The organism is Alteromonas sp. S005 (assembly GCF_036864475.1).
GTDB lineage: Bacteria > Pseudomonadota > Gammaproteobacteria > Enterobacterales > Alteromonadaceae > Alteromonas.
Genome location: NZ_JAZETN010000006.1, coordinates 140,086 through 156,008, shown reverse-complemented (window position 1 = coordinate 156,008; position 15,923 = coordinate 140,086). Strand labels below are relative to the sequence as shown.

Here is a 15,923-nt window from a genome sequence, read left to right as displayed (position 1 = left end):
GAAACAATAACTAATAAGTAACGCGCTGTGAGCTCTCCTTTCTTACTTAAGCCCTGTGATGCAAAGGTCACGCAGGCGATTAAAAATTTAAACGCAACCTTTAATGGCATTAATACCGGTGAGGACGAAACGTCTTCTCTCAATACCGGGGCAAGCCAAGGGGTAACTGAAGGTTCAACAGAAGCGCGCAATCGTAATGTAGCCAAACCGCTTAGCGGTCTAGGGCTTGCGGTAAAAGACTTATTTGATATTGAAGGTTTACCAACAGCGGCGGGCAACCCAGATTGGTTGGCTACACACCCCGTACCAAAAAGTACGAATAGTTGCGTAGCGAGTATGCTTAAAGCAGGCGCCGCGTTTAAAGGTAAAACTATTACCGACGAACTGGCTTACAGCTTACACGGGCAAAATAAGCATTATGAAACGCTTGTGAACCCGGCAGCGCCAGCTCATATTCCTGGCGGCTCTTCGTCGGGCTCTGCGGTTGCCGTAAGTGCACACCTTGCAGATATTGGTCTTGGCACAGATACAGGTGGCTCTATTCGCGTACCGTCTAGCTACCAAGGGTTATGGGGTCTTCGCACCACCCATGGCGCCATCCCTTGCGACAACATGGTAGCACTTGCGCCATCGTTTGATACCGTGGGATGGATGACAAGGGATTTAGATACACTGTCAAAGGTAGCCAATGTTTGTCTTGATAGTGCTGCGCAAAGTGACATACCTAACAAACCTCGCTTAGGTATAGCGACACACTTGTTTGAGCAAATCGCTCACAAATCGCTTTGCCAAACTTGGCTTAACGCCTTTGAAGACAGTAATAATTGTATTGCGCTGTCAGAAACACGGCTTGATTTAAATACCTTACAAACCGCCGCTACATTTCGCACTTTACAAGGCAATGAAATTTGGCAGCAGCATGGCGAATGGATTGAAAATACTCAGCCCAATATCGCTAACGATATTATGTTGCGCTTGGATTGGTGTAAAACCATAACAACACAAGATGTAGAAGAAGCTAAAGCGCAACGAACCGTGGTAATAAATCATTTAAATGTCTTATTTGAAGAAATAGACGTTTTGGTTATTCCCACAACACCGGGTGTAGCACCTCGATGCGACGCCGATGAAACGACTCTGGCTAATGATAGAAACGCTCTGCTCGCACTAACTGCAATTGCGGGGCTTGCGGGTTTACCCCAGCTTCATTTGCCGTTGTTCACCCTACACAATGCTCCTTGCGGACTATCGCTTGTGGGCAAAAAAGGCAACGATCTTGCACTTCTCGCGTTAGCTAAAACGCTAACCACTCGCTAAAGGTGTAAAGTGCGCAACCTACCTGTGTAAACCTCGTTTAAGTCACGATTAAACCGCACTTAAACAAAGCACAAAACGCTCTATTGCATACCAGTAGATAGTAGGAAGCAGAAGTAAAACGAGAGCACGCGTCTATTTGCCAAGCCTTTGACTAATTAGGGCTACAGAGGACGACGTGGTTGCTGAGTTTTTAAAGGAAATAATTATGAGTGAAAAATCTAATATTGCGTTTACCGCCCCTCACTTTGCAGCATCACAAGTGGGCTTAAACATACTAGAAAAAGGTGGCACCGCTATTGAAGCTATGGTAGCCGCTGCCGCCTCTATTGCCGTTGAATATCCGCATATGAACGGCATGGGCGGTGACGGATTTTGGCTCATCAGTGAGCCGGGCAAAAAGCCTATTGGTATCGATGCATCAGGCGTGGCAGCAAAAGGTGCAACGCCTGCATTTTACGAAAGTAACGATGCTATACCTAGTCGAGGCGGGAAGTCTGCATTGACCATGGCCGGCGCAGTTGCCGGTTGGAAAGCGGCTCTCGAGATAAGCCATGAATGGCAAAGCGGTTTACCGTTAAGCACATTGTTCGATACGGCGATAAGTCAAGCTAACTGGGGTATTGAAGTTACTCAAAGCTTAGTGGATGCCAGTAACAAAACCTTCGACGAGCTAAGCGCCGATGAGAACTTCGCGCAGTTTTTAATTAAAGGCAAAGCGCTTAAAAAAGGCAAAATTTTAAAGCTGACTAAGCTGTCAGAAACCTTAAAGCATTTGGCAGATAAAGGGCTTGATGATTTTTACCATGGTGAATTAGCTGCAAAACTGGCAGAAGACTTAGAAGCGGCTGGCTCCCCTATTCGCCTTGAAGATTTCAACAATTATAAAGCAACGATTGTTGAGCCATTGTCAGTATCTACCAGCAAAGGCAGGCTTTATAACCTACCTGCGCCAACACAAGGTGTAGCCTCGCTTATCATCTTGGCACTTTATGACAAAGTACAGCATTTAGGTAATACCGATGCCGACATGGTCCATTTACTTATTGAGTGTACCAAGCAAGCGTTCATTGCCCGTAACGCGAACGTAACAGACCCTTCGCGTACTCCGGTAAATTTACAGAGCCTGTTAAGTGACGACACGCTTGATGAAATGGTGAAAAACATTTCACTGGATAAAGCATTGCCGTGGCCCCACGAAGCGAAACACGGCGATACCATATGGATGGGCTGCTGCGACTCAGAAGGTCGTATGGTGAGCTACATTCAATCTCTTTATTGGGAGTTCGGTTCAGGCATAGTGAGCCCACAAACGGGCATTGTATGGAATAACCGTGGTACTTCGTTCTCGCTAGATCCAAACAGTAATCAATATTTAGCGCCTGGCTTAAAGCCGTTCCATACGTTAAACCCAGCATTTGCCGAGCTTATCGATGGACGCCGTATGAGTTACGGCACCATGGGTGGTGAGGGTCAACCTCAAACCCAAGCTGCATTATTTGCCCGCCACATTTACCACGGGCAGCCTATCGATAAAGCGATTTCCCTTGGTCGATGGTTACTTGGCAGAACGTGGGGCGACCAAAGTCACAACTTAAAAGCAGAGCGTGATTTAGTTGAATATGTGGGCGAGAGCTTACTGGCAAGGGGGCACGACATGGTCACGGTAGACCCTTGCAACGAACTGATGGGCCACGCGGGTGCCATTATTCGCGACACAGAGGGCACAGTTAGCGGCGCGAGCGACCCACGAAGTGATGGTAAAGCTTATTTAGGTCATCGCTAGGGTTGTTTTAAAACCTTCGCTTCCGCAACCCCGTTTACTGGGAAGCGTTTGCAAAGACGCTTCTTAAACAGCTTAACGCATACAAAATATTTAAATAGCAATCGTTAAAGAGATAGAAATCACATGCAGTTTTTAATGGATAACCTCACGGTTATATTATCGCTCGCGGGAACGGGCGTATTTGCCGGCATACTAGCAGGTATGCTTGGCGTAGGTGGCGGTATCGTTATAGTTCCGGTACTGTTTTTCTTATTCCAGGCACTTGGCGTGTCGCCTGAAAGTGCCATGGTTATTGCCACGGCCACGTCGCTAGCGACTATCGTTCCTACTTCAGTTAGCTCTATTCGCGCTCACCACAGTAAAGGCAACGTTGATTTTGCGCTGCTAAAAGCGTGGGCCGTATTTATTTTAATTGGCGTGCTTGCGGGAAGCTATGCGGTAACCGTGGTTAACCCAACGTTCCTTACCCTGTTATTCGGCGTTATCGCAACCTTATCGGCCATCAATATGCTTATTGGCAAAAAAGATGCGCTATTTAAAGGGCTGCCGGGGCGTACAGGTCAGTCAGTAATGGCTACGTGTATTGGTTTGTTTAGCTCTATGGTAGGTATTGGCGGCGGTACGCTAACCGTGCCTACACTTACATTTTGTAATTACCCAGCGCACAAAGCTGTGGGAACTGCTGCGGCGGTCGGCCTCATCATATCGCTACCCGCAGCACTTACCTTGTTATTCGTAGGAACCACACCTGCTGACGCCCCCTTCGCAACATACGGCTATGTGAACTTGTTAGGTTTTGCCTGCATTGTTCCGCTAACGGTCTTGTTTGCGCCTGTCGGCGCGAGCATTGCCAACAAGCTAGACGCAGGTTTACTAAAGAAAATCTTTGCCGTTGTTCTTATCATCACTGGCTTGCGCATGCTAGCGCAAGTACTTATCTAGGAGTGCCCTAATGTCTAAAGAAGCATCTACAAGTACTTTCGCGCCACTTAATCCACCACCCCGTTTGTTAATGGGCCCAGGCCCTATTAACTGCTACCCACGTGTGTTAAGCGCGATGTCTACCCAGTTAGTAGGTCAATACGACCCGGTAATGACCGGCTACATGAATGAGACAATGCAGCTTTACCGCGATGTATTTAATACCAAAAACCAGCAAACCTTTTTGGTTGATGGTACGTCGCGCGCGGGTATCGAAGCGGTTTTGGTATCGGCAATAGAGCCAGGTGACAAAGTCCTTGTGCCTATCTTTGGTCGCTTTGGCCATTTGCTAGCCGAAATTGCTGAGCGTGCCGATGCTGAAGTTCATACCATTGAAGTACCTTGGGGCGAAGTATTTACGCCTGAGCAGATAGAAGCAGCGGTAAAAGAAGTAAAGCCCAAGCTACTTGCCATAGTACAAGGTGATACATCGACCACAATGCTTCAACCGCTTGAGCATATTGGCGCTATTTGTGAGGCGAACGACGTATTGTTTTACTGCGATGCAACCGCTTCAGTAGGTGGAAACCCACTGGATGTTGATGCATGGAAATTAGACGCGGTATCGGTTGGCCTTCAAAAGTGCTTGGGCGGTCCATCAGGCAGTGCGCCTATTACCCTTAGCGACAAGTTCGTTAATACCGTACGTACCCGTCATCACGTTGAAGCTGGTATTCGCGATGCCCACCACGAGGCGGCACGCGGCCCTAAAATTCGCTCTAACTACTTCGATTTACCTATGATCATGGATTACTGGGGCGAAGAGCGTTTAAACCACCATACCGAAGCGGCAAGTATGCTTTATTGCGCCCGTGAATGTGCACGTGTGCATTTAGAGGAAGGTCAGCAAAACGTTATTGCGCGTCATAAAGTGGCTGGTGACGCCATGCTTGCTGGTATACAGGCAATGGGACTTGAACCATTCGGTGACCTTAAGCACAAAATGTACAACGTGGTAGGTGTTCACATTCCCGATGGTGTTCACGGCGAAGAAGTACGCGAAACCCTACTGCTGCGATTCAATATTGAAATCGGCACCAGCTTTGGGCCATTGAAAGGTAAGATTTGGCGCATTGGTACTATGGGGTACAACGCCAGAGAAGATGCCGTACTGCATACACTACAATCGCTTGAAACCGTACTTCGCATGCAAGAGTTTACGCTACCTGCAGGCAAAGGGGTAGACGCTGCGCTTAGCGTTTTTGCTGACGCTAAGTCGGCAGGAGTGGCGAATGGGTGAATTCGTAGAATTTACTGAATTAGCGACCCAGGTTATGGCAAGGTGCGAAACGTTAGGCACCTTAAGCCAAGACCCCACTTGCCTAGACAGGCGCTATTTGACCGAGCAGCACAAGCTTGCCAATCAACTGGCCTCTGGCTGGATGATTGAGGCGGGCATGACCACTTGGCAAGATGCCGTTGGCAACATTTGGGGGCGCTATACCTCAAGTGTGCCCAATGCACCGCGATTAATTCTAGGAAGTCATCTCGACACCGTACCTAACGGCGGAAAGTACGACGGAATGCTGGGCGTAGTTGCTGCTATATCAATGGTTGCTATGTTTGACGGCACACAAACTAAGTTCCCTTTCCACATCGACATCGTGGGTTTTTGTGATGAAGAAGGCACGCGTTTTGGTACTACGCTATTAGGTAGCCGTGCGCTAACCGGTAAATGGCAGGAGCAATGGCGTCACTTAAAAGATGAAAACGGTGTAAGCCTTGAGCAAGCCATGGCTAACTTTGGGCTCAATTTCGATGCGGTTAACAGCGCGGCTATTTCCCCTACTGACATTCTGGGCTATTTAGAGCTTCACATTGAACAAGGCCCTGTTTTAGAGCAAGAAAACCTGCCTGTAGGTGTAGTAAGTGCTATTGCAGGTGCCAAGCGCTTTAACTTTACCGTTGAAGGAATGGCTGGGCACGCCGGCACTGTACCCATGTCTATGCGTCGTGACGCCCTATGCGCAAGTGCAGAAATGCTACTAGCGGTAGAGAGCATAAGCTTACAACGCCCAGGTGTTGTAGCCACCGTAGGTAAAATTGAAAATGCACCGAATGGCGTAAACGTGATATCCGGACGCACGCGATTTTCCCTTGATATTAGAAGCGAAGATGATGATTTACGCGATTCAGTATTGGCAGAAATATTGCAAAAATTTGAAAACATTGCGCAAGCTAGACAGTTAACACTTACCCGCGAGCAAACCCATAGTGCGCCTGCGGTACATTGCGATAGTCAGTTAAAGCAAGCGCTTGTTCGCGGAGTTGAAGAAAGCGGTATAGCACCACGAATTCTTGCTTCAGGAGCGGGTCATGATGCCATGGCTATAGCAGATATTTGCCCTGTAGCCATGCTATTCACGCGCTGTAAGGGTGGCATAAGCCATCACCCAGCTGAGTCTATTACCCATGGGGATGTGGCTGCCAGTTTGTCGGTGCTTTATAAAACCATAAGCAAACTCAAGCACGCGTAATGTCCAAATCAGTACAGTCTTAAACAAGGGTCGATAATGAAAATAACAAGGATTTACAACGATGAAGCGGGCAAAAGCCACTTTGGCGAGGTTGAAATAGCGCTAAAAGACGGCGGTCCTATCGGTATGCTTTCAGAGAAATTTGGTGCAGATAAAATTATCTTTCGCGAGACACCTGCCGACTATGACTTCAAATGGCACCCTGCCCCAGCACGACAACTACTTTTCATTTTAAAAGGACGTGCGGAATTTACAGTATCAAACGGAGAGCGCCATGTATTTGGAGCAGGCGATGTACTGCTACTAGAAGATACTGAAGGTGAAGGCCACTGTTCACGTGCAATGTACAATGAAGTGCGCCACTCGATTTTTGTCACGCTAGATGAAGGTGTTACTTTTTAGGCTAACCTTTAAACCTCTATTGAAAAAATGCGCTAAATTAGCGCATTTTTTTGTTTAAGCACCATTTTGGGGCTTGCCCATTAATCCTTCTTATCCAGCAAGATATAAGAATTAAAGATTCACCATTAAAATCAGTGTGATACAGCAGCCATTACCGGCAGACCAATTGGTCAATATCTTGCAACCATTGAGCAACTGTTATTAAGAAATATTGCTCATGTCTTCAAATCACAGCGAATTACTTTACGACCTTCATGATAGCCCGGCGTTTCTTCCTTCTCTTACCGCGGCGTTTCAGCATTTATTAGCCAGCTTTGTTGGCGTTATTACACCAACACTCATCGTCACATCAACACTAGGTCTTACCGAATACACACCTTACCTTATCAGCATGGCACTGTTTGTTAGTGGCCTAGGTACTGCAATACAAACAAAGCGCATAGGGCCGGTAGGTAGCGGGTTGGTCGCCATCCAAGGTACAAGCTTTGCGTTTATTAGCGCGCTAATTCTGGCGGGAAACCAAGTTAAAGCAAGTGGCGGTACGCCCGAAGATATCTTAGCACTGCTGTTTGGCCTCACTATGGCAGGTGCGCTCGTTGAGGTAGTGTTCAGCCTATTTGTAGATAAACTTAAACGCATCATTACCCCTTTAACTACAGGTATTGTGATCACGGCCATAGGGCTTAGCTTAATTAACGTGGGTATGACAGACCTTGCTGGAGGTTTTCATGCAGCAGACTTTGCGAGCACTGACAACCTAGCGGTTGGCCTTGGCGTGTTGCTTGTTATTGTATTTTTAAACGCATCTCACAATCATTGGTTACGCTTAAGTGCTATTTTTATTGGCATGGCTATTGGTGCAACCTATGTTGGGTTTACAAAGGGTCTTGATTTTAGCGGCCTTGCCTCTTTATCTATTGTCGCTATTCCTACGCCGTTTGCGTTTGGCATTTCATTTGATATCAACCTGTTTTTACCTATTGCGCTAATTTACTTATTTAGCGCAATAGAAACAGCGGGCGATCTTACTGCCAACAGCCTTTTCTGTAAGCAGCCTGTAAGCGGGCCTGTTTATTTAGCGAGGGTGAAAGGCGGTATTTTAGGCGATGGCGTAAATTCACTAATTGCCGGTATATTTAACACCTTTCCAAATACCACATTTGGACAAAATAATGGGGTTATTCAGTTAACCGGCATTGCAAGTCGCAAAGTAGGCTTCTTTGTTGCTGCGTTGTTTGTGCTTATCGGTTGCTTTCCGATAGTTGGTGGTGTGCTGCAGGCTATCCCTAAGCCTGTTTTAGGCGGCGCAACATTAGTGATGTTTGCCATGGTTGCAGTAGGCGGCCTAAAACTTCTTGCCAGCTATGCCCTAGATAGACGTAGTAGTTTAGTTACGGCATGCGCCCTTGGTATGGCAATTGGGGTAATGATGGTCCCCGAAGCGTTAGCCGAACTACCTAATTGGCTTGAAAATATTCTCCTTTCCCCTGTTACATCAGCAGGACTTACGGCGGTTATTTTAGATTTAACGCTACCCGGGAAAAAAGGCGCTAACGATGAGTCAGATGTTTCATTAACCACCGGCAATCAACTGACAAAAGGCAATGCGAGTGAAGCGTTGGATAGCGCGGTCAAAGCCGTCTCGCCTGTTATAAAAAAGCGTACTAAAGAAAGTCGTAGTAACCCAGTACCTTCTTCCCACAAAGCGATACTAAGTATAAATCAGCGGCAAGTACTAGGCCCTGCTCTTTATAGTGCAAAACCACGATAGAAATCACCGCAACGGTGCAAAAATAAGAAAAACCTTACTGTTTAACATAACAATAACAATATAAGAACAACATTATATTTTTAAATCCATATAATTCAGCAACTTAAAGACAGGTCAAAAGTTGACCAACTGGTTAGGAAGTTGGCACTCATCCTGCTAAACCTCTTGCATACAGCAAGGCGCAATAGAAATAGTGCGTTAATAAAGCTCTAAAAAAGGGCAAATAAAAATAATGAGGAAACCATGAAAAACACTACATTCGCATTATCTCCTCTAGCAAAAGCCTTAGCGATGACAACGGCGGTAGCATTGTCATCTCAAGCATTTGCACAAGAAGAGACAGAGGTACAAGAAAAAGATGTCGAAAAGATTCAGGTAACTGGGTCGCTAGGCAGCTTGCCCGGTCAAGACGTCGAGTCGGTATTTGGCTTTGGTAAATCTATTCTTGAAACACCGCGTTCAGCATCCACTATTTCTCAAGAGCAAATGGAACGTTTTAACGTTTCCGATATTGATGAATTAGTAGCATTTGCGCCAGGTACGTTTACCCAGTCTTTCTTTGGTGTTGCAGGCTCACTTGACGTACGTGGTACACCAGGTGAAACCTATTTCCGTGGCGTTAAGCGCCTTGATAACCCAGGTAACTACCCGACCCCTATTGGTGCATCTAGCCGTATCGATATCGTACGCGGCCCTGCATCACCTATTTATGGTCCTTCTAAAATTGGTGGTTACCTGAACTTTAATCCTAAATCTGCCCGTGCTTCTGGCGGTCAGTATCTAGATGCACCTACTGGCGCGTTGTCATATACCACAGGCTCATGGGATAAAAGCATTTTGACCGCCGAGGTTGGCGGCCCAACTAGCGTCGCTGGCAAAGAAATGGGTTACTACATATACGGCGAGCTAGAAAATTCAGATAGCTATTACGACAATACGCAAACTGATCAAACCGTACTTCAGGCGTCATTTAACATTGATATCACTGACAATCTTCGTTTTGAATTTGGTGGTATGTACCACGATTATGACGGTAACCAAGTAGCAGGCTGGAACCGTCTTACACAAGAATTGGTTGATGACGGCACCTATATTACTGGTACAGCGCTTCCGTTAGATACTGATGGCGATGGCCAAATTAGCCACGAAGAATACGGTGCAGTTAATATCGCTGGGGAAAGCTTTTTTTATGTTCCAGCATCTAGCTTCACAGACGATGAAGCAACAGAGTTGATGCAGTTGCAAAACGTAGGTACGACAACGCTTAGTGGTAACCAAGTATTAGTAGCGCCTGATGACCAGCTTGGCAATGAAGCCATTACGCTTTATTTCGACACTATCTACTACACGGATAACTGGGAAATTCGAAATCAGTTTTTCTACGATGCTTACGACAATATCAATGAAAACGCCTACGGCTTCTCACAATTCCACGACAGCTGGGTTGTTGAAGATAAGCTAATTTTTGCTACCGAATATGAAAACGACGGTCTGTTTGCACAGTTTCAATTCTCACCTTCAGTTCGTTATACCGATTTCGAACACGGCGATGATTTCACTTACGAATACTTTAACCGTCGAGACCTAACCATGCCATCGTCTGCGCTAGACAAGCGTTTGTTGTCTACACGTTCAGGTAAAAATTTCGATAACTACGACGTTGGTAACTACTTAGACCTAGGTGTTGCCGCAATGACAGACTTAACTTGGGACTGGGGCTTAAACCTAGTTTTAGGTTTGCGTTACGATACGATCGATATTGAAAGTACATCGCGCACTGACCTTTTGTTAGGTGCAACTGGCGATGAAACGCCTGAATATGCAGAAGAGACAGTAGACGGGTGGTCTTGGAACGCCAGCCTTTCATACGAGTTTGAGTTCGGCCTTATTCCATACGTAACAGCCGCTGAGCAAGCTACGCTTGTTGCAGGTCAAGGTGCAGAGATTGGTGTTGGCCAGCTAGGTGACGGCAGCGCGTTCGATACTTCTGAACTTATCGAATTCGGTGTCAAAGGCTCGCTGCTAGAAGACACACTATACTTCGCGCTTTCATCGTTTGAGCAAGAACGTACCGATTTTAACGCGCAAAACACTGTTACAAACAACACCACTAACAACAAAGGTACAGAGTTTGAGCTTCGCTGGGTGGTAAATGACAACCTTGTTGTATCTGCTGGTTACACCAACATAAAAGTGATAAACCTAACTGCACTAGAAAATGGCAACCAATTTGGTTTCCTGGGTGCTGAAGACCTAGTTAACCTTGAAGATCCTTCACTGATCTTTGGTGGTAACGTTATTGGTCTCAATCTTATCGGTGAAGGCTTTAATAATACCGATGGACGCAAAGCGGGTATTCCGGAAAATATTTATACGCTAACAGCAACTTACGATTTCCAAAATGGTTATGCCGCTAATGTTAGCGTTGTAGATGTTGAGGAAGTTGCATCAGGTTTCTCTGCGGCTGTAACACTACCGTCTTACACGCTTGTAAATGCTGGCTTATCTTATCAGGCTGAAGACTGGTCATTTAACTTAACCGTTAAGAACCTAACTGATGAACGTTATTTCCGTTCTAACTTCCCTGACCTATTCGGTAGCCAAATTGTACTACCTGAATTGCCGCGTCACTTTAATGCTAAAGTTTCTTATTCATTCTAAGTAAATTTAGCGTATGAGTGTTGTCACGCTTACTATAAATTCCGTAAGCGTGGCATCTTCGCTCACTCGAATTTCGTTTAATAAAGAGCTCAGTTTTTTCAAAACTTGAGCTCTTTTTTTAGGAGTATTTTATGTCTTTGCGCCACTTCATCCGACGTTGTAAAGAACGAGTACATCTACGCTGTGCTAAGCACAGCCGCCACTTTGCACATAAAGCGCCATTTTTATTGGCTATGCTAATCGGCATTGTGATAAGTACTTTTGCGACCATTGCTCATGCTAGTAAAGCACCGCAACCTATAGAAGTTAAAGTTGTTGTGGTGAGTATGTTTGAAATTGGTGATGATGAAGGTGACGCACCGGGCGAATTTCAATTGTGGAAAGCCCGTCAAAAACTTACAACGAAATACCCACTGCCCCACGGCTTTCACGACATTTATGCAAACCCAGAAACAGGCGTTATTGGCATAGTTACAGGTATGGGTATTGCGCGTGCTTCGGCGGCAATAATGGCCTTAGGGCTCGACCCTCGTTTTGATTTATCAAAGGCCTATTGGCTTGTAGCGGGTATTGCAGGCGTCGACCCTGCCGATAATACTATTGGCAGCGCTATCTGGACCGATTACGTTGTAGATGGTGATCTAGCACATCAAATTGATGCAAGAGAAATCCCTGCAACGTGGGCCACAGGTTACTTCCCGCTTTTCACCCACGCACCTTATGACAATGCCGAATCAGTGGATATGAATAATAGTCCGAACGGCGAGGTTTACGCGCTCAACCTTCCTTTGGCCAAATGGGCCTATTCATTGACCAAAGACACCAAGCTTTTAAATAATGATGCAATGGATGCGCTACGGGCAAAATACACTCACTTGTCTAATGCAAAGGCACTGCCCAATGTGTCTATGGGTGCCCATTTATCTGCTTCTACCTTTTGGCACGGAGAAAAGCTTAATACATGGGCGAATGATTGGGTTGCATATTGGACAAAAAACAAGGGTAACTTCGTGACGTCGGGCATGGAAGACTCGGCTACGCTTCAAAGTTTGACCTATTTGGATAATGCTGGCTTGGTAGATAAAAACCGCATAATGATTTTAAGAACCGCGAGCAACTTTACTATGCAGCCACCCTCGCTAAGTGCATCAGAAAATTTGAAGCTTGAAAGTTCAGGGGAAGGTTACGCGGCAATGAATGCCGCAATTGAAGCAGCGTATAACGTGGGCGCTCGCGTTGTTGACTACATAACTGAAAACTGGGATTCAGTAAAAGAGACGCCCCCTGTCGTAAAATGAAAGCAAAACAACGATAATTATTTTGCGCTCAAAGCAAAATTTACCTGTTACTGTCGTTACATGTATTTTTGGCAGTATTTGAAGCTCTAGTCAACGCTGGGCTTTACACTTAAATTAAAGTGCAAAGCCTTTAAACTGTTACAGATTTCGCATCTAGCGCTAATTTAAGCTGTATAGTCACATCATTTTGCACAACGGGCTTAGCAAGAAAGTCCTGCATGCCCGCTTCGCTACAGCTAGCTTTATCTTCTGCCGTAGTATTGGCGGTAACAGCGATAATGCGCCCGTTTTTAGGCATTAGGTTTTCTTGCATTATTATCTTCGTTGCACTTACGCCATCTAATACAGGCATAGCACAGTCCATAAAGATAATATCGTACTTTTTGGCCCTTGCCATTTGTACTGCGACTTCTCCGTTTTCAGCTTCATCAGGTACGTAGTTGAACTTTTCAAGCATAGACCCCAAGACTAGGCGGTTTATATCGTTATCGTCCACAACTAAGATGTTCAAGGGCACACTCAATAGCTCAGAGGAAAGCTCTACATCGCCATTGGCTGTCTCATCTACCGACGCCATTTCAATGGGTATAGCCACGTCAAAACAGGTTCCTTTACCCACACTCGAGCGAACTTCAAGCTCGCCTCCCATCTTCTCAATAAGTTGGTTGACGATAGAAAGACCTAATCCATTGCCGTTTAGCTCTTCTGATGAACTGTTAGTATCATTCTGAAACGGTCTGAAAATCCGTGACAAGATATCGTCGCTCATGCCAACACCGGTATCTTCGACTGAGGCAAGTAGAATAGGAACGTCGCCTTGATGCTTCAGCGTCACCTGTACAGAGATATAGCCTTTCGCGGTGAATTTTACGGCGTTCGACAGTAAGTTGGTTATTACCTGACTTATTCTCGCTGCATCGCCATGTACATAGGTCTTTTCGTCGAAAGACAGCACAGCGTAAAGTCTTACCCCTTTCTCGGCACATTTAGTTTTAAACACATCGACAATGTCTTCGCACAAAGAGCGAACGCAAAAATCGCTGTGCTTTAGACTAAATTCCCCGTTAATAATTGAGGTATAATCAAGCACATCATTGATAAGTGATAACAAACGATCTGCGCTGTGTAGCGCAAAGTCAGCCTTCCTTATTCTTACATTGTCTTTCGTTTCAAACTTTATCGCTTGAAGCATGCCAGTGATGCCATTTAAGGGGGTTTTCAGCTCGTGGCTAATTCTTGAAAGCAACATTCCCCGCTCTTTCGATGCGGCTTCTGCCTCTTTGCGTCGCTCATCCAATTCCAACCTGAGTTGAACTGATTTATTCACGTTTTGACACGTCCCGAACAAGCGAATGCACTGACCATGCTTCATCTCGGCCATACCGTGGGTTTCTATCCACACTGAATTACCTTTTGCAGTAGTAAGTTCAAGTGTTGCGCTCCATGGCTCACCGGTCTCAGTAGTGTGAGAAACGATGCGACTTATCTCATTTCTATCGAACCCTTCTTTGTAGAAGGCAATTGCCGTATCTAATGTAGGCGTGTAACTATCGTCCACCTCGTGTATTAGGCGAGTTTGAGATGACCAAGTTAACTCATTGGTAGTAAGGTCGACTTCCCACGTACCAACACTCGCAACATTTTGCAGCTTTTCATACAGCGTATTTTGCGTTGATTCTGCTTTTTCAATGTGAAACTTGTCTAAGGTAACGGACAACCACTCATCGAGCAATGCCACTTTATCCAAGTTGCTTGACTGGTCAGGGCATGCATTGATGAACACTAAACAGACATATCCGCCGTCAAGCTTATGGACTTTACCTCTGATATATTTTTCTGCGCTGAAATAAGTTGTAAACCACTGCTTAAACGCCAAAGAACACTTAGCATTACTTACCGGAAAACAATTATCTACCGTAGAGCAGTTTGCAAACGAAGGGATAGATTTAAAACTGGGGGGATACGCAGATGAGGCTTTAACGAGTATGTTGACGGTGTCCTCTTCAAGGTGCAAAAGCAGTGCTTGAAATATCCCAAGAGTGTCACAACCACGCTGCAACAACTGGGTAAGCGACGACTTTAACCGCTCCTCCAGCTTCACATTTAAACCCGATAGCTCGTCGAAATAAACCATTGCTCTTTACCTAAGCCTCAAACGTGTACCAAAGGGGTACTATCCGCAGCCACCACAAATTTCGAGAATAGTACGTCATAAGGTATGATAATAGCGCGCTATCGTTAACTGCGACATTAAACAATAGGATAGAATATGGCGCGTTATAAGCTATAACCTTTAGCTTGATTTCGCCCTGATTCCTTAGCTTCAAACAGCGACACATCTGCATCTTCAATAAGGGACGTAAAGTTGTCTTGAGCGACTTCTGTTGCCTTCAACACCGCAAAGCCTGCGCTGATAGAAACCCGGTTTTCAATACCTTTAGCGTGGGGGATTCTCGCTTTATCCACCGCCTCTACTAATTGATTTGCCACAAGCTTAGTACCATGTCGGTCGTTGTAAGGCAGAATGACTAAGAACTCTTCACCGCCAAAGCGTATCACTGCATCTTTAGGCCTTTTAACTGTATCAGAGACTATCTGCGCCACTTTTTGAAGACACAAGTCACCTTCAAGATGCCCATAGGTATCGTTGAAGAGTTTAAAGTAATCAATGTCTAGCATTATAGCCCCTACCGTTCCTTTATCTCTAGCCACCTGCTTTATCAATAATGGAATTTCCTTGGTCAGGTACATTCTATTGTAGAGGCCGGTAAGCTGGTCATGAAACGTCATCATTTCAAGAAACTCGGTACGCAGCTTATTTTGAAGGTGTGTTTTTACTCGGTGAGTTAGCGTTGACGCGTTTACTGGCTTCATTACAAAATCAGACGCACCTACTTCCCAGCAAGCGTTTTCACTTTCAATATCCATAGTAGACGTTACGAATATAACCGGAATATCTTTGGTTTCAGGAGAAGCTTTTAATGTTGCACACACCTCAAGACCGCCGATATCCGGCATATTCATATCGAGTAAAACGAGATCAGGTAGCGCTTCAGCACAGTAGGATATGGCGTTGCTTCCAGAATCGACCGTCGTACAGTGAAATTCGACTTCGAGTATCGATTCCAAAAGCAATCGACTAATTGGCTCGTCGTCAACAATAAGTACATTGCACTGTGAGTAGGGTTTAATTTTATTTCCGTCCATTGTTTTTTTTAGCGCGAACTGCTAGC

Annotated in this window: 11 protein-coding genes; 9 read left to right on the top strand and 2 right to left on the bottom strand. The window is 45.5% G+C overall.

Annotated features, from left to right (window positions below):
• Positions 1–27: 27 nt before the first annotated feature.
• From V7R55_RS09835 to V7R55_RS09795, 9 genes are all read left to right on the top strand, one after another.
• Entirely contained in the window at positions 28–1,317 is a 1,290-nt protein-coding gene (locus V7R55_RS09835) for an amidase (RefSeq protein WP_334059307.1), read from the top strand.
• Between the two features lie 205 nt (positions 1,318–1,522).
• A complete protein-coding gene (locus tag V7R55_RS09830; RefSeq protein WP_334059306.1) occupies positions 1,523–3,100 on the top strand; it encodes a gamma-glutamyltransferase family protein in 1,578 nt (525 codons plus the stop codon).
• A 123-nt stretch (positions 3,101–3,223) separates the two neighbouring features.
• Positions 3,224–4,042 carry a sulfite exporter TauE/SafE family protein gene (locus tag V7R55_RS09825; RefSeq protein ID WP_334059305.1) on the top strand — a complete coding sequence of 273 codons (819 nt, stop codon included), beginning with the start codon at positions 3,224–3,226 and terminating at the stop codon, positions 4,040–4,042.
• 10 nt (positions 4,043–4,052) lie between these two features.
• Complete coding sequence (locus tag V7R55_RS09820) at positions 4,053–5,321, top strand: pyridoxal-phosphate-dependent aminotransferase family protein (protein WP_334059304.1); 1,269 nt, start codon at positions 4,053–4,055, stop codon at positions 5,319–5,321.
• Complete coding sequence (locus tag V7R55_RS09815) at positions 5,314–6,558, top strand: allantoate amidohydrolase (RefSeq protein ID WP_334059303.1); 1,245 nt, start codon at positions 5,314–5,316, stop codon at positions 6,556–6,558. Before V7R55_RS09820 ends, V7R55_RS09815 begins: the two co-directional genes overlap by 8 nt.
• A gap of 36 nt (positions 6,559–6,594) precedes the next feature.
• Entirely contained in the window at positions 6,595–6,960 is a 366-nt protein-coding gene (locus V7R55_RS09810) for an AraC family ligand binding domain-containing protein (RefSeq protein WP_071814460.1), read from the top strand.
• Between the two features lie 217 nt (positions 6,961–7,177).
• Complete coding sequence (locus V7R55_RS09805; RefSeq protein ID WP_334059302.1) at positions 7,178–8,731, top strand: uracil-xanthine permease family protein; 1,554 nt, start codon at positions 7,178–7,180, stop codon at positions 8,729–8,731.
• 243 nt (positions 8,732–8,974) lie between these two features.
• Positions 8,975–11,392: a TonB-dependent siderophore receptor gene (locus tag V7R55_RS09800; RefSeq protein WP_334059301.1), complete on the top strand. Its 2,418-nt coding sequence runs from the start codon at positions 8,975–8,977 to the stop codon at positions 11,390–11,392.
• Between the two features lie 233 nt (positions 11,393–11,625).
• Complete coding sequence (locus tag V7R55_RS09795; protein WP_334059340.1) at positions 11,626–12,690, top strand: purine nucleoside permease; 1,065 nt, start codon at positions 11,626–11,628, stop codon at positions 12,688–12,690.
• Positions 12,691–12,820: 130 nt separating this feature from the next.
• Here the strand turns inward: V7R55_RS09795 and V7R55_RS09790 are convergent, their stop codons facing one another.
• Positions 12,821–14,824, bottom strand: a complete 2,004-nt coding sequence (locus V7R55_RS09790; protein WP_334059300.1) for an ATP-binding protein — start codon at positions 14,822–14,824, stop codon at positions 12,821–12,823.
• A gap of 143 nt (positions 14,825–14,967) precedes the next feature.
• Complete coding sequence (locus V7R55_RS09785; protein WP_334059299.1) at positions 14,968–15,897, bottom strand: diguanylate cyclase; 930 nt, start codon at positions 15,895–15,897, stop codon at positions 14,968–14,970.
• Positions 15,898–15,923 lie beyond the last annotated feature (26 nt).